The sequence below is a fragment of the Bacteroides intestinalis genome (assembly GCF_003464595.1).
Taxonomy (GTDB): Bacteria; Bacteroidota; Bacteroidia; order Bacteroidales; family Bacteroidaceae; genus Bacteroides; species Bacteroides intestinalis_A.
The window spans coordinates 335673-355645 of sequence record NZ_QRZF01000001.1 but is presented as its reverse complement, the minus strand read 5'-3'; the positions used below and the strand labels follow the sequence as shown (position 1 = coordinate 355645).

The window sequence follows — 19973 nt, the reverse complement described above, 5'->3', positions numbered from 1 at the left end:
TTCTATTTTAGAAGGTTAATTGAACACCACATGATAAACTTTTGAATACCGGTGTACCGGTACCTGTACGTCCAAGGTTATAGTTGGTGGAGAACATAGAATACCCTGATATAGCTTCCGGATCAATAGGTAATCCTCTCAGGTTATCAAATGTAAAGAAGTTCTCCAATGACATATAGACTCTTGCTTTGCTGATGTATATCTTAGATAAGATATTTGTCGGAACGGTATATCCCAATGTTATATTCTTGATTCTTAAATAAGACATATCCAGTAGATAGCGGGATTGTTTCTGCATAGCAAATCCAGTATTGCTGCCACCTAAGTCCCATGCTCTGGGATAGAAAGCGTTGGTGCGTTCTTCTGTCCAATAGTCTGTTGTAAAAGTTTTAGGCAGTGCACCTTCCTTTGCATTATACCCAGGAATTGCTAACTGACCGTTACCCCAGATCTTGCGTTTTCCAATGCCTTGGAAGTAGATAGAAAAATCAAAGCCTTTATAGTCAGCACCCAATCTGAAACTGTATTCATAGCGAGGAGTGGTATTGCCGATAACGGTTTGGTCACCCGGATTACCATTTGTACTGGTTCCCGGAGTGATGTAACCATCACCATCAAGATCTACAAATTTGGTATCACCAGGAGAGAATATTAGCTTATTTCCATCTTCATAATGCACCTGATAAACCGGATACTCTGAAGATTGTTTATAGGTGGTACGGGCTGTTCCGTTATAAATAACGATAATCTTTTCAATCTGACCATCCGCTCCATATACAAAGTCTTCTTTTTGGAATAATCTGTCGGTTACAAAACCATAAATATCACCATAACGTCTGCCTGTTGAGTAGGTAGTTCCTAAACTTCGATCTTCCCACGGAGTCAAGTAGTCGGCACCTCTTGTGATAAAAGTAGAAGCGTCTGAAATAGAGGCTGTTGCATTAATGCCCAATCCGTTAGCAAAACGATGGTTGAAGTCAGCTGACAATTCCCAACCCTTGGTTCTCAAACTACCATAGTTGCCACTAGGGGCAGCTGCACCAAGAGTTACCGGTAAGCTTTCACCTGGAATAATCATATTCTTCGTATCACGTTGGAACCAGTCAAAAGTCACTCCGAATTTGTTATTAAAGAATCTGAGATCGATACCGAAGTCCAGCGTTTCGATTTGCTGCCAGCTAATATCGCTGTCCACCAATGACGGAGTACCGAACATAGGTATTTTATTTCCACTTCCATCCAGCCATGATGATTGACCATCTGACAATATGGATTTATACAGAGTGTTTGAAACGGATTGGTCACCAATACTACCCCATGAAGCTCTGAATTTACCGAAGCTTAAGATATTGTTAATAGGTGCCATAAACTTTTCATTGGTAAATACCCAGCCGGCAGAGAAAGAAGGGAACCACTTCCAACGCAGATGCTTTGGGAACTTGGATGAACCATCCCGACGTATATTTGCTTCAACGAAATATCTATCTTCAAAAGAATAGTTGAGACGACCAAAAAAGCCTAACTGCGCTTCCCAGTTTCGGTTTCCTTCTATAAATTGATCTCCGGAGGCCAACGGGAATTGCGGATTTGTCAAGTCAATTAGATTTGTTTTCCAACCTTTATATGAACTCCATTTATTGGTAACTCTGTTCATACCTGCCATAAGCTTGAATGCATGTTGCTTTTCTGGACCCAATAACAAGTTGTAAGTAGTATAAATGTTGAAAGTATTATTATCAATAGATTTACTGTTATTGCCTACCTGACTGGCACTTGGACCGGAACTGTTATAGTATTTGTTCACAGGGAAGCGATATGCAGGCATACCACCGGTGTCTACTCTCTCTCCTTGTTCGTTAACAAATACCTGACTGCCGTTCTCCATCCAGGCAGTGGGAGCATACCACATTTCACCAGCCTCATATTGCATTACGGATGAATTCGTTTCAGTAGTTTGTCTATCATACGTATAGTCAAACTTTACATCCCAATTTTTGGTTAGATTCAGTGTGAAACCTAAATTGATATTGTAGTATTTATTTTGCAGGTTATCCGTATTGGCAGCTGCCATTTCGTAGGTAGGTTCTTTTAACGGATTACCATTTTCAGTCACTCCCATAGGCATTAGCGGACTCCAACGATAAAGATATAACCATGGGTCAGCAGTTGTATTCCCAATTCCCGGATAGCGTTTGTTACGATCTGAATAGATTGAGCTTGCTCTTACAGTAATATACTTATTGATTTCTGAAGTAACGCTAACCGAAGCATTGTATCGTTTGAAGTCATCTTGCTTAGCCGTTTTTGACATACCGCTCTGGTCCAGATAACCTAATCCGATATTATAGCTGGTCTTGCCACTCTTACCATTAACAGACAAGTTATGGGTCATTGTCGGTGTCCAATTTTTAATCATGGCTTTAGCACCGTCGTAAAGTCTGTATCCATATTTATCTTTTCCGTCATAGTACCAGTCGCGACCATACACTACCGGATCATTCCATTTTACTTTTCCACCGTACAGGTTTTGCCATTCAATAGCCTTTTCCAGGCTTTCAGGACTAATACGCCAGAAACCGCCGGCTGGCATCGGTTCTCTTCTGTTTGTTTGTGCATCCAATGTATATTGTAATGCTTCTATACCGCCAATCTCAATTTTCTTAGCAGGATCTTGCCAAGAAAAGTTGTTCGAGTAGCTTATTTCAAATTTATCACTTTGTGCCCCTGATTTTGTGGTTATCAGGATTACACCAAATGCAGCTTTAGAACCATAGATAGAAGATGAAGCAGCATCTTTCAAAACAGAAATAGATTGAACATCATTAGGATTTACCATCTGGATACTTGGGATTTCCACGTTGTCCAATAAGATGAGTGGTGTATTGTTTCCTGAAATAGAACCAACTTGCCCACGAATTTTAATTAAAGGGTCTGAGCCTACTTCACCAGTTGGGATTGTGATATTAACTCCCGCTACTGCACCTTGCAATCCACGACCAATATCAGCGATAGGACGGCTGTCTAATGTCTTATTTACATCGACTGTTGCTACTGCTCCTGTGAGGTTAGCTTTCTTTTGTGTACCGTAACCTACCACTACTACTTCTTGTAGCAATTCACTATCTTCTTTCAGAATAATTTTCATAGTTCGGGCAGCTTTCACTTCTTGAGTCTGGTAGCCTATGTATGAAATCTTTAAGGTAGCTCCTGGCTTTACAGTCAGCGTAAATTTACCATTAATATCCGTAATACCACCATTTGTAGTTCCTTTCTCTATAATACTGGCTCCAATAACCGGTTCACCGTTGGCATCTACAACCAAGCCGTTAATCGTTTGGGTTTGTAGTTGCTCTGTCACTTCCAAAGGGCTGTCGGAGGCAACCTGAGTAGCTAGTACATTTCCACTGTTTAAAAACAGCGTACCGATAGCTACTGCCATGAGGAGTTTGCTATGCGTTAATCCTCGTTTTTTGCGATCTTCATTCATAAAAGATTGATGATTTTGTTGTTAATCAAAATAATTTTCTCAAAATTTAGGGTAAGGGTAGTGAATTAGAAATAAACGGAATTATTTCTTCTATTAGGTAAGTTTCTGTTCCATAGGCGTTTCTTCTATTTATTAGGTTTGACTTATATAGTATCTCTATTTGTTTTCATTTACCGTTCCAAGAGAACTTAGTAATTCTGCTATCGGTCAAAAATTAAAATACACTAAATACTGTTACGATTTAGTTGGTCATTTTAAGAGATAAACTCGTTATTAACAAAGGTGACGAAACGCAATTTCTTCGTTTCTTCTTAGCAAAGATATATTATAATTTAATATCAAGAACATTCCTTTGCATTTATTTAACTTTATATTTATATGTTTGCAAATGAGAGGTTATTACACCCTTGTTAATATGTTTTATATACAAATATTAAGGTTCTTCAATATTTAATGAATGGAAGTCAATTAGACCATTCATTGGAGTTTCTTCAATAATATCCAGCTCAATATCAAACTCATTGGCAACTTCTCTCAAAATTTTGGCATAACTATAAGCCAATGATCCAACAAAACGGATTGGATAGTTCTTATAATCATATTGGCAAACATTCCTTATGAAGAAATTGCGTAAATTAGTAGTTATTAGATCATATACATAATCATCGCTTGTATAATCTGCCAGAAAATAAGAAATAGTAGAGAGGAAACGATTAGGAAATGGACGATTATAAACAGATTCCATTACTTCATTCGGGCTAATACGAAACTTTTCAAAGAAATCGGCCATAATATCTTTGGGTGCTAAACCTTTTAATACGTCTGAAAGAAAATGCTTGCCCAGCACTGCCCCACTGCCTTCATCGCCCAATATATACCCACCAGCTCTGACATTTTTTACTATAATTTTCCCATTATAAAAACAAGAATTGGAACCTGTACCTAAAATACACGCAATTCCTGCTTCACATTTAAATAGACCACGAGCAGCCGCAAGTAAATCGCTTTCTACTTGAATCGGAGTTTTGAACTGTGCTACTAATGAGGCCCCCAATACATTCTTTTTTTCATAAGAAGTACAACCAGCACCATAATAATATACTTGCTCAAGCTTTCTTTTGAAAAAAGTCTCGGGTAAACCTAAGCGCACACTTCGGCTGATCTCTCTTCGGGTTTGGAAGAAAGGATTAAGTCCCTCAGTAAAAACACGTTGTATCAGGTGATTGTCTTCAACTAAGGCCCACTCAGTTCTTGTTGAACCACTCTCTGCAATCAGTTTCATACGCAGTTAGATTTAGAATTGGATACAAATATATAGTTTTTTTTAATATACCAGCACAAAAACTTCCAAAACTTCATTTTATCATCTCGTTCTTGGAGAGTGTACTACTCAATAAAATGAGTATTCAATAGATATAGGGTAGAAACGAGAAGAAATATGTGTTACCGGATAGTTCCACAAGTCTATATTGAATAAATGTAATCCGTTTTCTAATATGTAAAACATCCCTTATGCAGGGCTACACCTTTTATAATAAAGGGTGTAGCCATTGCAGCCAAAGGGTGTAGTCATTCAAAAGAAAGGGTGTAGTCCTGTGAAACAACGCTTACACCTACTTCTCGAGAGGGATAAAAGGCTTTTCTTTAAAAAGGAAACTAGCCTAAGAGTCTATATTTATTGACTGGAATAAAAAACGCTTTTTATAGTCTGCTCCATACCGTAGCCATACCTGAGACGTACTTGCTCCGTACATTCTCCACTCAGAGGTACTTCTGACTGGAGAAAGTACGGAAAAGGTACGGAGCAAGTACGTCTCAGATATGGCTGAAAACAATGTAAACCATAGAATAATATTGTATATACTAAGTTCTCTTGGAACTTAGTAAACCTCTAAAAATAATAAGAGAGATAAAATATAAGTTAAACCTATAAATAAGAAAAAACGCCTATGGAAGAAAAACTTGTCTGACAGAAGAAATAGATCTGACTAACTATTTCTATCTGATTATCCTTACCCTAATTTTTGAGAGAACTATTTTATTTAACAACAAAATTATCAATCATTTATGAATGAAGATCGCAAAAAACGAGGATTAGCAAATAGCAAATTCTTCACAGCAGTAGCCATCAGTGCACTGTTTTTAGGAAGCGGTAATGCGATGGCTAACCAGGTTGCTTCGGATCATGTTTCAGAAGTAACAGAGCAGTTACAATCTATCAATGTTACAGGTTTGGTTGTAGATGCGACAGGCGAGCCGGTTATCGGTGCCAGTGTGGTAGAAAAAGGGACAACTAATGGTATTGTTACTGACGTTAATGGAAAGTTTGCATTGAGTGTAAAATCAGGAGCAATATTAAAAATATCATTCGTAGGTTATCAGCCTCAGGAAGTAAAGGCTACACCTACTATGAAAATCGTGTTGAAGGAAGATACGGAATTATTGGATGAAGTAGTAGTAGTTGGTTACGGTACACAAAAGAAAGCCAATTTAACAGGTGCAGTTACTACTGTAGACTTGAATAAAACGATGTCAGGCCGTCCTCAGCAAGATGTAACCAAAGCACTGCAAGGTGCGGTTCCTGGTTTGAGTATCACAACAGAAAATGGTGATATCAACGGAAGTGCTGCAATGCGTATTCGTGGTGTCGGTACGTTAAGTAATTCTGAAAAGAGTAATCCGTTGATTGTTGTGGATGGAGTCCCGATGGATGACATTTCTTTCTTGAATACACAGGATATTGAGAGTATCTCTGTACTGAAAGACGCTGCTTCTACCTCTATTTATGGTACACGTGCAGCTTTTGGTGTTATTTTAATTAATACGAAGAGTGCTAAACCGACGGAAAAGGTTACTATAAACTATAGTAATAATTTCGCTTGGGATCAAGCCACTTACCTTCCGAATTTCCCGGATGTACCCACACAGCTTAGAGCTGCATTAGAGGCTAAGGCTAATGCTAACCAATATGAAGTTGAGCTCTTCGGCATGTACTTTGACAAGCTGTTACCTTATGCTGAGAAATGGGCGCAACAGAATGGCGGAAGAAAACTGAAGTACGGTGAAATGAGACCCTATCAGAGCGATAGCAATGTGGGTGATTATAGCATCGTTGACGGAACTCCTTATTATTATGCTGACTGGGATGTGCAAGATATTTATTATAGCAAAGCAGCCCCTTCACAGAGCCATAATATATCTGTTCAGGGAAGTTCTGGTAAGACTAATTATTATCTTTCTTTTGGTTATGATGAGAAGGAAGGTATTATGAAAGTGCGTCCCGATGAATTGAAGAAATATAATGTTTCAGTGAATGTAACGACCAATTTATATGATTGGTTGCAAGTAGGTGCACGTGTCAATTACTCTCGTAAGGCTTATCAGCGTCCTGACATTTACAGCAGTACTTATCAGACCCTTTGGCGTTGGGGTTCTTTCTTTATTCCTTCAGGTACCATTGATGGTTATGACACTCGCCTCATGTCTATGCGTAAACAAGCATCAGACCGTAAGGAAATAACTGACCTTACCCGTCTGAATGGATTCTTGAAAGCAGAAATAGTAAAAGGACTTACTTTGAATGCTGATTTCACTTATGCTATTCAGAACTTGAACAGTGGTTCTGAAGACTTCTCGGTCTATGGTATTGACTGGTCGGGAATGCCTACTCCTAAATATATTGTTACCAAAAGTAACTCGGCAATCTGGCGGGATAATTCCAAGCAGAATACTTGGACTTTGAATGCGTATGCCAACTATGCCAAGACTTTTGCGAAGAGCCATAATTTGAATGTAATGGTCGGAGCTAATGCTGAAGAAGTGGATTATACTTATTTATATGGATACCGCAAGGGATTGTATGATGAAGCATATCCCGAATTGAATCTGGCAAGCCAAGATGGACAACAAATAAATTGGTCGCACACTTCCCGTGCTTCAGCCGGTTACTTCGGACGTATTAATTATGATTATAAGGGTATTTACCTGTTAGAAGTGAATGGACGTTATGATGGTTCTTCCAGATTCCCACATAATGATAAATGGGCATTCTTCCCTTCTGCATCTATCGGATACCGGTTCTCAGAAGAAGCTTTCTTTGCACCGTTGAAGAAAGTGGTTAACAATGCTAAGTTGCGTGCATCTTATGGTGAAATTGGAAATGAAGCCATCGGAGACTATATGTTTGAGGCATTGATCAGCCAACGCGAAAACACATCGGCTTCAGGATATATTTATTGGGTAGATGGCAATGGAGCTAATGCTAATAGATTGACTCAGTACAATATGCCTAAACTGGTGTCGAAGTCTCTTACTTGGGAACGCATCCGTACTACTGATATTGGTCTGGACTTAGGCTTCCTGAATAACGAACTAACCGTAGGATTTGACTGGTACCAACGTGAAAACCGTGATATGCTTGCTCCTGCTCAGGTTCTTCCGAACAGTGTAGGTGCTACTGCTCCTTACGATAATGCCGGTACACTGCGCACCCGTGGATGGGAGTTAAACCTCGATTGGCATCATAAATTCGGTGAATTTAATGTGTATGCTAACTTCAATCTTAGTGATTCAAAGACAAAAGTAACGAAGTGGAATAATGATACTAAGTTACTCAGTTCTTACTATTCGGGCAAGAATTATGGTGATATCTGGGGCTTCGAAACAGATCGTTATTTTGAAGAATCTGATTTTACCGGCCAGAATGCAGATGGTTCATGGAATTATAAGTCAGGTATTGCCAGCCAGTCCGCACTTGAACGTGCTCCGTTCCATTATGGCCCTGGTGATATTAAGTTCAAAGATTTGGATGGCAGTGGCGCGATTGACGGTGGAAAAGGAACCGCTGATGATCATGGTGACTTGAAGATTATCGGTAATTCACTCCCTCGTTATGAATATGGCTTCCATCTGGGTGGTAACTGGAAAGGCATTGACCTCGATTTATTCTTCCAAGGCGTAGGCAAACGTTCTGATTGGACTATTTCTTCTCTGAACTTCCCGATGATGCGTGGAGCTGACTTAGCTATCTACGATAATCAAAAAAGTTTCAATAGAGTATTCTATACTGATGATTGGAAAACAATTACCGGTTATGATATCAACCAGGGTAACACTTATCCTCGTTTATATCCGGGAAATGAAGCCAAAGGTACTGTATCGGGTATTGCAAACGGTTCCAATAACTATTATCCGCAATCTCGTTACTTGACCGATATGTCTTATCTTCGTTTAAAGAACGTAACAGTTGGTTATACTTTGCCGAAAGAGTGGACCCGTAAAGCTTTCATCGAAAAGGCACGTATCTACTTTAGTGGTAGTAACCTCTTCTTGCTCTACAAGGGCAGTGATCTTCCAGTTGATCCGGAAATCAGTACTGGTGATGGCCTTACCTATGGAGGTTGGGGACGTACAACTCCTATCACTCGTACCTTCTCATTCGGTATTCAGGTAACCTTATAATAACTATTAAACAATAAGAATGATGAAAAAGCTATTCATATACGGAACAATGGCACTGATGGCCTTGACAAGTTGTAATGACTTTCTCGACAAAGCACCTTTGGATGCCTTTACCAATACTCCTGCATATTGGAGTAATACGAGTAACCTTGACAACCAATGCAATACATTCTATAACAACTATTCGGGTTATGGAAATGGCAGCGGTGGTGGCTGGTTCTATTTCAAAACGCTGAGTGATGACCAGGTAGACTATCAGTCGACAGTCTGGACTTACACGAGTGTAGTGGCTACTTCTACAAATTGGTCAAGCCCTTTCACAGAAATTCGTCGTGCCAATTATATTATCGAAGGATTGCAAACATCTTCTCTTGATGATGCGGTTAAAGCTAATTATGAAGGTCTGGCACGTTTAAACCGTGCATGGCAATATTACCAATTGGTTCGCATGTATGGTGATGTACAGTGGATAACTACAGTTGTAGACCCGGCAGACAAGGATGTGGTTTACGGACCACGTACGGATAGAGATGTTGTAATGGACAATGTTCTTGAAGATCTAAATTATGCTGCAACTACAATTACGGGAACCAACAAGCAGCGCTTCAGTGCTAACATGGCACTGGCAATGAAAGCTGACATCACGTTGTACGAAGGTACCTACTGTAAGTATCGTAATGCAAGTGACAATGCCGGTAAGGCTGCTGACAACACTCGTGCTGAGAAGTACCTGCGTGAATGTGTGTCTGCTTGTGAAGCATTGATGAGTAAGGGATATTCATTGAATCCGAGCTACAAAGGAAACTATAATTCAATTTCGCTTAGCTCTAATCCTGAAATGATTTTCTTCAAGCCTTATTCTCAGAATGTTTTCATGCATTCCACCATTGACTATACAGTTAATACAAGTGGTACCAGCGGTATGACCAAAAATGCTTTCGATAGTTATCTGTTCCTTGACGGTAAGCCCAAAGCAACCACTACAATGGATACAAATGATGCCGCAGTGAAAGATGCAGATGGCAAGTACAATCTTGAGTCTGTTCTTGCTGTCCGCGACAAGCGATTGGCGGTTACTCTCGATCCTGTGTTATGTTTCAAGGGTAGTGCTTATAGCCGCGCCGGAGTTGCAGGATTTACTTCTACTACCGGTTACGGTATAGCTAAATATGATAATCCGGAGGAATTGGCAGTAGGCGATCGTAACAGCATCAACAAGCAATATACTGACTGTCCGCTTTTCTGGCTGTCTGTTGTCTATCTGAACTTCGCTGAGGCTAAGGCAGAACTTGGAACATTGACACAAGCTGATCTTGACAATTCCATTAATAAGTTACAGGAGCGTGCTGGACTGCCCGGTATAACTACTCAACCGGAAGCTGATCCGGCTAACAATATGGGTGTTAGCAATTTGCTTTGGGAGATCCGCCGTTGCCGTCGTTGTGAGTTGATGTGTGATAACTGGACTCGTTATTGGGATTTAATTCGTTGGCATAAACTTGATTTACTTGATTCTTCCAAGAATCCTACGATCTATCTTGGAGCTAACATGAAGAATGTGGAGAATCCGGAAGTCGATGTGAATAATGATGGATATATGATTGGTTCTAACACTCTTAACCAGCCACGTACTTACGAAGCCAAGCATTATTTCTATCCGATACCTACAACTCAGCTGACTTTGAACTCGAATATGGAACAGAATCCGTTCTGGAAATAAGGTGAGATTGTTAATGGTGTAACTGAAAGGGGTTGAATTCTATTTACTTAGAGTTCAACCTCTTTTTTTGCTGCGATATAGAGGAATGGTTGGATATCACAGAATATTTTCTATCTTTGTAAAAAGCTGTCCATTAGTAAAATAATAATTTTGTCATTAGAAGTATGCTTAAATTAAGAATGTTATCACAGGGAATTGCAGGACCACGGTTTGAAAAGCCGGAGGAGGTTGTTGAATGGATGGGTGCTATGCAGGCGCAAGAGATCAGGGCGGCTAAGTGGGCAGTCGGGTTGCGTATAGCGAAACCTTCGTTGACGGCTGTTCAGGAGGCATTGGATTCAGGGCGGATTTTGCGTACTCATGTGATGCGTCCTACGTGGCATTATATTCCGGGGAAGGATATAAAATGGATGACTGAGTTGTCTGCTAAGAGTATGTTGTCAAAGTTCAGTTTTTATGCAAAGCATCATGGTTTGACGGGAGAGGATTGCCTGCTGTATAAGCCCCAAATAGAAGAAATCTTGACCGGACAACATCTGACGTGCCAGGAAGCTCTTGAACAGCTTCACTTGAAAGGTATAACTCTCAGTGAACCCATCGTTAAAATGTATCTAAGTTTTGGTGAGGCGGACGGAACAATATGCAGTGGCATTGAGAAGAATGGGAAACACACATATGCATTGACCTGTGAAAGAATTCCGGATGCAATAGAGCTATCTCGTGAAGAGGCTCTTGCTGAGCTTACCCGGAGATACTTCAGAAGTCATGGGCCGGCAACACTGGAAGATTTTGTGTGGTGGTCTGCATTGAACATACGTGAAGCACGTAGCGCTATAGCGTCACTTGGGCAGGAAATTATAACAGAACGATATAATGACAGGGAAATGATGATACATATCTCTTCACCCGGACTTACCGGGGAGGTGGAAGTTGATGAGAAAAGTATTCTCCAGTTTCTTCCGCCGTTTGATGAATATCTGGTGAGTTATAAAAACCGCTTTGACTGTATAAAGGAATCGCATGCGCAGTATGCCTATAACAATTTTGGTATATTCCAACCTGTTATTCTTCATCAAGGTCGTATTACCGGGAATTGGCGTAAGGCTTCAAAGAAAGGAGTTTTTGATACATCTTTCTTCCCAGGGTGCAGGCCTGCTGCAAAGAAGCTTATCGAAAAAGCTATAAAGGAATGTTTGTTGTTTCATGAAAGTTGACGAGTTGACAAGTTAACAAGGGAATAAGGTCCCTGCGGCATAGAAGTATTGCGCAGCCCCTTGTTCCCTTGTCAACTCGTTAACTCGTTTCCTTCCTTTCTGAATGGTAATGCTTAGAGAGCATTCTCTTTTACCAAATATTCTGCAATCTGTACTGCGTTCAGTGCAGCACCTTTCTTGATCTGGTCACCCACAATCCAGAAAGTCAGACCGTTTTCATTAGCCAGATCCTTACGGATACGACCTACATAAACGGGATCTTTGCCTGCAAGGAACAGAGGCATTGGATATTCCTTTTCGGCAGGATTATCCTGCAATACCAAGCCGTCGCCTTTTGCAAAAGCTTCACGAGCTTCTTCCACTGAAATAGGACGTTCTGTTTCTACCCAAATGCTTTCAGAGTGAGAGCGAAGAGCAGGAACGCGTACGCAAGTTGCACTTACTTTAATGTCGGAGTGCATAATCTTACGGGTCTCGTGGAACATCTTCATTTCTTCTTTGGTGTATCCGTTATCAGTGAATACGTCAATCTGAGGAATGAGGTTGAATGCCAACTGGTATGCAAACTTTTCAACAGTAACAGATTCACCTGCTAACACTTGGCGGTATTGTGTGTACAATTCATCCATAGCGGCAGCACCTGCACCGCTGGCAGCCTGATACGTAGAAACGTGTACAGTCTTTATGTGAGAAAGCTGTTCGATGGCTTTCAGTGCCACTACCATCTGTATAGTGGTACAGTTAGGGTTGGCGATGATGCCGCGTGGACGATCTTTTGCGTCGGCAGCATTTACCTCGGGAACTACCAAAGGTATGTCATTATCCATACGGAAAGCACTGGAGTTATCGATCATCACGGCACCATGTTTGGTGATGGTCTCGGCATACTCTTTAGAGGTACCAGCGCCTGCGGAAGTGAAAGCGATATCAACCCCTTTAAAGTCATCGTTGTGTTGCAAGAGTTTTACCTCGATCTGTTTACCGCGGAATGTGTATTTTGTTCCGGCACTGCGTTTAGAACCGAACAACACTAACTCATCCAACGGGAAATTCCTTTCATCGAGCACACGCAGGAACTCCTGTCCCACGGCTCCGCTTGCTCCAACAATAGCTACTTTCATTTTCTTTTGTTTTTAGTTTATTAATTAAGTTGACGAATTGACGAGGAAAGAAAGGGGACAAGGCGACCTTGTCTACTTGTATCTCTAATCCTTGTCAACTCACATTTGATAGAATTGGCTGCAAATTTATAACAATTTGCTGTATGACAACGTATAAAATGAAAAGTTTTTTGTTATTTTGCAACGTAAACCTAAAACTTGAAGCCCATGGACTTATTTGACTTCAGTCTAAAACTTCCCATTACCGACCCTACATGGATATTTCTCCTTGTACTTCTTATTATATTGTTTGCTCCTATTTTGTTGAACAGACTCCGTATCCCACATATCATCGGTATGATATTGGCAGGATTGGTAATTGGCGAGCATGGGTTTAATATTTTAGCACGGGATAGTAGTTTCGAGTTGTTTGGCAAGGTGGGTTTATACTATATCATGTTTCTGGCTGGTCTGGAAATGAATATGTCAGACTTCAAGCAAAATAGGGGAAAGGCCGTAATGTTGGGGTTACTGGCTTTTATCATTCCAATTATGATCGGTCTTGTGGTGAACATGACCTTCCTGAAATATAGTTTAATCACTTCAGTTCTGTTGGCAAGTATGTATGCTTCGCATACGCTGGTGGCATATCCTATCGTGATTCGATATGGCGTTTCCCGACATCGTAGTGTAAGTATTGCAGTGGGAGGTACGGCGGTGACTGATACTCTTACGCTGTTGGTTTTGGCTGTGGTAGGTGGTATGTTTAAGGGGGAATCCGGTGGACTGTTCTGGGTATGGCTGGTTGTCAAAGTGGTTTTCCTGGGTGGATTGATTATGTACTCTTTCCCTCGCATTGGTCGCTGGTTCTTCCGCAGATACGATGATAATGTGATGCAATTCATTTTCGTGCTTGCCATGGTATTCCTGGGGGCAGGCTTAATGGAATTTGTAGGGATGGAAGGCATTCTCGGAGCTTTCCTTGCCGGCTTGGTATTGAACCGGCTTATTCCGCATGTTTCTCCATTGATGAATCACCTGGAATTTGTGGGTAATGCACTTTTCATTCCTTACTTTCTGATTGGTGTGGGAATGCTGATTGATATACATGTGATTTTTGGTCATGGTGATGCATTGAAGGTGGCTGGAGTAATGATTGCTGTTGCTTTGACTGGTAAATGGATTGCTTGTTGGCTGACGCAGAAGATATATAAAATGGCAGCTATTGAGCGGGAACTGATGTACGGCTTGAGCAATGCCCAGGCTGCGGCTACATTGGCTGCTGTACTGGTCGGATATAATATAATTCTGCCTAATGGTGAAAGACTGCTGAATGACGATGTTCTGAATGGTACTGTATTGCTAATCCTCGTGACTTGTGTGGTAAGTTCATTTATTACTGAACGTGCTGCCCGTAAGATCGCTATCGATGAGGCCCATCTGGAGGATGAAAAACGTCCGGTAGAGCTGGAAAAGATTTTAATACCGGTTGCCAATCCGGATACGATTGAAGATTTGGTGAGTCTGTCCTTGTTGATACGTGATCCTAAACAGAGAGATAATCTGGTGGCATTGAATGTGATTAATGATAATAATGCATCGGAAGCTCTGGAACTTCGCGGAAAGCGTTATCTGGAGAAAGCGGCTATGATAACGGCATCGGTGGATGTGCCGCTGAAACAAATCAGCCGTTATGACTTGAATATTGCTTCAGGTATTATTCATACGGCAAAAGAGCATGGAGTGACGGATGTGGTAATTGGTTTGCATCGTAAGGTTAATATTGTGGATTCCTTCTTTGGTATGTTGGCGGAGAACCTGTTGAAAGGTTTGCACCGGGAAGTGATGATTGCAAAGTTCCTGATGCCAATTAATACCATACGGAGAATTAATATTGCTGTTCCGCCGAAAGCAGAATATGAAGCGGGCTTCCAGAAGTGGGTAGAACATTTCTGCCGTATGGGAAGTACATTGGGATGCCGGGTACACTTCTTCGCTAATGAAGAAACTACTACGCTCTTACAAATACTGGTAAAGAAGAGGTTTAGCTCGACAATGACTGATTTCTCCCGTTTGGATGATTGGGGGGATTTACTGTTGTTGACCGGACAAGTGAATTATGATCACTTACTGGTGATTATCAGTGCCCGCCGTGGTTCTATTTCTTATGATCCTGCATTCGAAAGACTTCCTGCCCAGTTAGGAAAGTATTTTGCCAACAATAGCTTGATAGTGCTCTATCCGGATCAGTTGGGTGAACCGCAAGATATGCTGTCTTTCTCTAATCCACGTGGTAATAATGAAGATCAGCATTATGAAAAGGTAGGCAAATGGTTCTATAAATGGTTCAAGAAGAGTAATTAGTGATTAGCAACAAAGTGATAAGTGATTAGTGAGGATGGAAGATTGGAGACAGAGGACACGGCTCTTATTGGGTGAGGAGAAGATGGGACGTTTGCAGCAGGCACACGTGCTTGTAGTGGGGCTTGGTGGAGTAGGAGCGTATGCAGCGGAGATGATTTGTCGTGCCGGAGTGGGACGCATGACGATTGTGGATGCGGATACAGTGCAACCTACGAATCTCAATCGTCAGCTTCCGGCCTTGCATTCTACATTGGGAATGAGCAAGGCGGAAATCTTGGAGAGACGTTTCCGGGATATTAATCCGGAAATTGAATTGACGGTGTTGCCGGTATTCCTGAAAGATGAGAATATTCCCGAACTGCTGGATGCAGCATCCTATGATTTTGTAGTGGATGCCATTGATACGCTGGCTCCGAAATGTCATTTGATTGCAGAAACTTTAAAGCGACATATTAAGATTGTTTCCAGTATGGGAGCCGGAGCAAAGAGTGATATAACCCAGGTTCGCTTTGCCGATATATGGGATACCTATCATTGTGGACTAAGTAAGGCAGTCAGAAAACGGCTTCAGAAAATGGGAATCAAACGTAAACTTCCGGTGGTATTCAGTACGGAACAGGCGGATCCGAAAGCGGTGCTGCTGACTGAGGATGAAATGAATAAGAAATCAACATGCGGAACAGTCAGCTATATGCCGGCGGTATTTGGATGCTATCTGGCGGAGTATGTATTGAAGAGATTATGATCGGCAAGCATATCTTTTGCCACCATGTTGGCAAGACGTTGCCATCCCATTGGCAGAACTTTGCCATCGCGGTGGCAAAGTTTTGCCAATGCGGTGGCAAAGAATCAGTACTTGACATTAGATAAAGATGAAGTATATATGATACAATTACAAGGAATAACCAAGAGTTTTGGTAGCCTGCAAGTTTTGCGGGGGATTGATTTGAATATAGATAAGGGCGAGATCGTTAGTATTGTTGGCCCGAGTGGAGCAGGAAAGACTACTTTACTTCAAATTATGGGAACCTTGGATGCACCTGATAGCGGTACGGTAACTATTGACGGTACTTTGGTCAGCCGTATGAAGGAGAAGGAACTGTCGGCTTTCCGTAACAAACATATCGGGTTTGTCTTTCAGTTTCACCAGCTTTTACCGGAATTCACGGCATTGGAAAACGTGATGATACCTGCATTTATTGCCGGTGTGGGTCAGAAAGAGGCTACCACATCTGCACTGGAGCTATTGGAATTTATGGGATTGACAGATCGCGCCGAGCATAAGCCTAATGAACTTTCTGGTGGGGAGAAACAACGTGTGGCCGTAGCCCGTGCCCTCATTAATCATCCGGCTGTGATACTGGCTGACGAGCCTTCGGGTAGCCTGGATACTCATAATAAGGAAGAATTGCATCAGCTTTTCTTCGACCTTCGCAATCGTTTCGGACAAACATTTGTGATTGTCACTCACGATGAAGGACTAGCACAGATTACGGACCGTACGGTGCACATGGTTGACGGGGAAATAGTTTAACCTTATTTTCCCGTACTCATTACTCCTGAATCATTATCGCTATTGTTTACTTTTCTTTGTGTTACTTTGAACTTACGTCCGAAAGAGAAATTGTAGGATAAGCTGACCAGAAACATACGTGAGCTTTCCTTAATATAGCTTTTAGTCTTGTATGAGGCAAATTGATTCCAATTCTCATTTTCTACTTTATAATTATCAGTGAATGGGTTGAAGGCACCTACACCTAAACGGAGATCTTTATATTTATAATATAGACCTAATATCTGGATGTTTTCTCCTCCTGAAAGGGTCTCTCCCCAGAAGTTGTTCCAATTGGTATTGATCTGCCAGAACAAGGAGAATCGTTTGTAATTGAATGAAGCTTGTCCTTCGTAATACCAGTTGGTATAAGTGTGAGAGTAATTGTTTCCATGACTCATATAATGATTGACTCCTCCTGTGAATGAAAGTTGCAGCATATCCCATAGTGGCCCTACACGGAGCATCAGACGTCCGGATAACTTTTGCCAGTCTTTCTGGTTATTCCACGTTTGTACTATTTTATTGCCTTCCTGTAACTTTTCATCCATAATGGCATTGGGACGGTAATCGTATGCACCCCATAGGTTACTGTAGAAAATACCTTTCTTCCACTCATAAGTCAGTTCCGTACGATAGCACATGTACGATTTCAGGTTCGGATTACCACGGCGTATCTGGAAAGAGTCTATAGTTTGTTCTATAGCACTCAGGTCACTCAATGAAGGAGTTGCATTGAATACTTCGGCTTTCCAACGAAGGTATGAGTTGTCAGAAAAAGTGTAATGCAACGTAGCTTTCGGGTTTACACTGTACTTTTTAGAAGAATCATCATTTCCGCTTTGGTTGTAATAGAAACGGGTTAGGCTGATTCCTAATCTGTAATCCAGTTTGTTTATCTTGCCACGGTATTCACTGAATATATAACTATTTCCCTGATTCATCCGGGTATCGTAATTATGCCCGTTCCGGTATTCGTTGTTAGAGTAAGATTGGGTATGCTGCAAACCGAAGCTTAGCGCATTACCTTTTGAAAACTGTTTTTCGTAAATGGCCTCCCCAATCAGGGAGTATTTGTCACCCAATACATCATTGTTTATATCGGTCAGCATTTCATCGTGAAGACTTTCCTGATAGATGCGGTGTGATTTTTCCCGGTTATAGGTTCCTACCAGGTTGAATACCAAGGTCTGTTTGTTTTTCAGGCTTTGTTGAAAGTAGAGATCTAAGGATGGACGCGACCAGCTATTCTTGGTACGGTCTATCATATTTACCATATCCGTTTCATCATTTACATTATAAAGTACTCCTTGATAATCCCAATTCGGCTGATTGTTACCGCGCAGGCGGAAGGTAGCGCTGAATAAAGAATTCTGGGATGCTTGGAGACTGTAATTCACATTCAGATTTTGCATAAATAACATAGCATGACTGGGCTCTCCTTTTTCCATTCGCTGAATGGTGTTACCATCTGCCAGGCGGAAAGTTTCTTCATTATCCCGGTACATGCCATAGAAATCACGGGGACCCATGTAATAAGAAAGTCCGAACTCGGATTTTTTGTGGTTGACCTTACCGAATACATTGTAATTTCCCCACATAGCATTGACTCCCTGGCTAAGGTCTGTGCCGAAACTTCCGCCCGTATCGGGGCGACGAACGATGTAATCGAGTACGATCTCGGCATTACCATAGCGTAATCCCGGATTGTCATGATATTCTATGCGGATAATGTCAGCTGGACGTAAGGCCTTTATTTCATTGATATCTGCTTTGGCTCCATTGATACGTATTTGTAATTCGCCACCACCGGATATTCCGATTTCATTATTCATCGGATTAACCTGAATGCGCGGAAGCATTAGTTCTTGTAGCAGGTTGACGCCATTGGTGGAGACTTTCATTTGTCGTTCGGAAGGGAATACCAGTTTCCGGTCCGGACGGCTGATTTGGTTAGAACCATTGATGGTTATACCTTCCAGTGCTACAGCAGCATCTTCCAGATGAATATCTCCCAGATCTGTATTACGCTTCACCCCATTCAACGTAACATACTGTGTATTGTAGCCGATGCTGGAAAGTACTAATCTGTAGTCTCCTGCATCTATCTTATTGAAAATGAAATTGCCGTTATTATTAGTTGATACTCCACTTACGAATGCAGAGTCGATGGTTTGTAATACCACATTTACAAATTCTACGGCTTCGTTATCTGTGGCATTACGTATAGTACCTTTTATTTCTATCTTTTGGGCAAAGATTCCCTGCACCATGCTGCTTAACAGTATGGCTATTAATAATCTTTTCATTGTCGTTTTATGATTTTAATTCCTTATTCCAGAATGGCCGGTCCTGTTTCAGGTTGTTTACTGTTGTTTAGACGAAGAAAAGCGGAGTAAGGTTGCATCCATTACTATTTTTTTATTTAGAAAAACAAACTACTTTTAAGTTCGTTTCTATAATGGGTAGCTAGTATCTATGACATTTTGTTATACCTTTACCTCGATTTTTATAATTTATATAGATTACATTATGAGAAAAGTAGTTCTTACTTTAGTTACATTGGCATTTGTGTCATTTGCATATGCGCAGGATGTAACTTTCGATTCTTTCAAACGAATCGAATCGGATAAGGTGTTGAACCTGTCAGCCGATCAAATTGCAAAAATCAAAAAACTAAATAGGGAAGTTGGCCCCAAGTTTAAAGCTATCGGACAGAGTAATCTTCCTGGGTACGAGAAAGGGCAGAGGAAAAGAGCATTGGCTCTTGAACACAAAGCTGCCATTAAAGCTATCTTGTCAGAGAAGCAGGTTAAGTTATGGGAAGAGCATTACGGAAGTATGGATAATAGGAAAGGGCTGCGTGGTATCATGAAAGGTGATTATGATCACCGATTGGATCAATTGGAAGCTAATTTTGAAAAGGATAAGGAGGCAATTGAGAATAGCTCTTTATCTAAAGATGCAAAGAAAGCCAAGGTAAAAGCTCTTAAAAATGAATATAAACAAGAAAAAGAGCGCTTGAAGAATAAACGTGATACTGCAATAAAATCAGGAGTTTTGGAAAAGTGATTGA

General features: G+C 41.0%; 11 protein-coding genes. 7 read left to right on the top strand and 4 right to left on the bottom strand.

Going from position 1 to position 19973, the window contains the following annotated elements; translation table 11 throughout:
* Nucleotides 1-7: 7 nt before the first annotated feature.
* Together DWW10_RS01305 and DWW10_RS01300 are read right to left on the bottom strand one after the other, a co-directional pair.
* Nucleotides 8-3487, bottom strand: coding sequence for a SusC/RagA family TonB-linked outer membrane protein (locus DWW10_RS01305; RefSeq protein WP_022394213.1), 3480 nt, complete (start codon nt 3485-3487; stop codon nt 8-10).
* 433 nt (nt 3488-3920) lie between these two features.
* On the bottom strand, nt 3921-4769 hold the full coding sequence (locus DWW10_RS01300) for a hypothetical protein (RefSeq protein WP_007660601.1): 849 nt from the start codon (nt 4767-4769) through the stop codon (nt 3921-3923).
* A gap of 785 nt (nt 4770-5554) precedes the next feature.
* Here DWW10_RS01300 and DWW10_RS01295 point away from each other — a divergent pair.
* The 3 genes from DWW10_RS01295 to DWW10_RS01285 all read left to right on the top strand — a co-directional run bounded on the left by DWW10_RS01295 (nt 5555) and on the right by DWW10_RS01285 (nt 11881).
* On the top strand, nt 5555-8947 hold the full coding sequence (locus DWW10_RS01295) for a SusC/RagA family TonB-linked outer membrane protein (protein ID WP_022394234.1): 3393 nt from the start codon (nt 5555-5557) through the stop codon (nt 8945-8947).
* Between the two features lie 22 nt (nt 8948-8969).
* The gene (locus tag DWW10_RS01290) at nt 8970-10667 is read left to right on the top strand and encodes a RagB/SusD family nutrient uptake outer membrane protein (protein WP_022394235.1); all 1698 of its coding nucleotides are present in this window, start codon (nt 8970-8972) and stop codon (nt 10665-10667) included.
* A 164-nt stretch (nt 10668-10831) separates the two neighbouring features.
* On the top strand, nt 10832-11881 hold the full coding sequence (locus tag DWW10_RS01285) for a winged helix DNA-binding domain-containing protein (RefSeq protein ID WP_118420638.1): 1050 nt from the start codon (nt 10832-10834) through the stop codon (nt 11879-11881).
* A gap of 113 nt (nt 11882-11994) precedes the next feature.
* On the opposite strand, the gene DWW10_RS01280 is transcribed toward DWW10_RS01285, so the two are convergent.
* Nucleotides 11995-13002: an aspartate-semialdehyde dehydrogenase gene (locus tag DWW10_RS01280; protein WP_007217016.1), complete on the bottom strand. Its 1008-nt coding sequence runs from the start codon at nt 13000-13002 to the stop codon at nt 11995-11997.
* A 207-nt stretch (nt 13003-13209) separates the two neighbouring features.
* Between DWW10_RS01280 and DWW10_RS01275 the strand changes: the two genes are divergently transcribed.
* From DWW10_RS01275 to DWW10_RS01265, 3 genes are all read left to right on the top strand, one after another.
* Entirely contained in the window at nt 13210-15345 is a 2136-nt protein-coding gene (locus DWW10_RS01275; RefSeq protein ID WP_022394237.1) for a cation:proton antiporter, read from the top strand.
* Nucleotides 15346-15379: 34 nt separating this feature from the next.
* Entirely contained in the window at nt 15380-16090 is a 711-nt protein-coding gene (locus DWW10_RS01270) for a tRNA threonylcarbamoyladenosine dehydratase (RefSeq protein ID WP_022394238.1), read from the top strand.
* 138 nt (nt 16091-16228) lie between these two features.
* Complete coding sequence (locus tag DWW10_RS01265) at nt 16229-16879, top strand: ABC transporter ATP-binding protein (RefSeq protein ID WP_022394239.1); 651 nt, start codon at nt 16229-16231, stop codon at nt 16877-16879.
* Between the two features lie 2 nt (nt 16880-16881).
* Here DWW10_RS01265 and DWW10_RS01260 read toward each other — a convergent pair whose 3' ends face one another.
* Entirely contained in the window at nt 16882-19206 is a 2325-nt protein-coding gene (locus tag DWW10_RS01260; protein WP_022394240.1) for a TonB-dependent receptor, read from the bottom strand.
* A 223-nt stretch (nt 19207-19429) separates the two neighbouring features.
* On the opposite strand from DWW10_RS01260, the gene DWW10_RS01255 reads away from it, so the two are divergent.
* The gene (locus DWW10_RS01255; protein WP_022394241.1) at nt 19430-19969 is read left to right on the top strand and encodes a hypothetical protein; all 540 of its coding nucleotides are present in this window, start codon (nt 19430-19432) and stop codon (nt 19967-19969) included.
* The last annotated feature ends 4 nt before the right edge of the window (nt 19970-19973 follow it).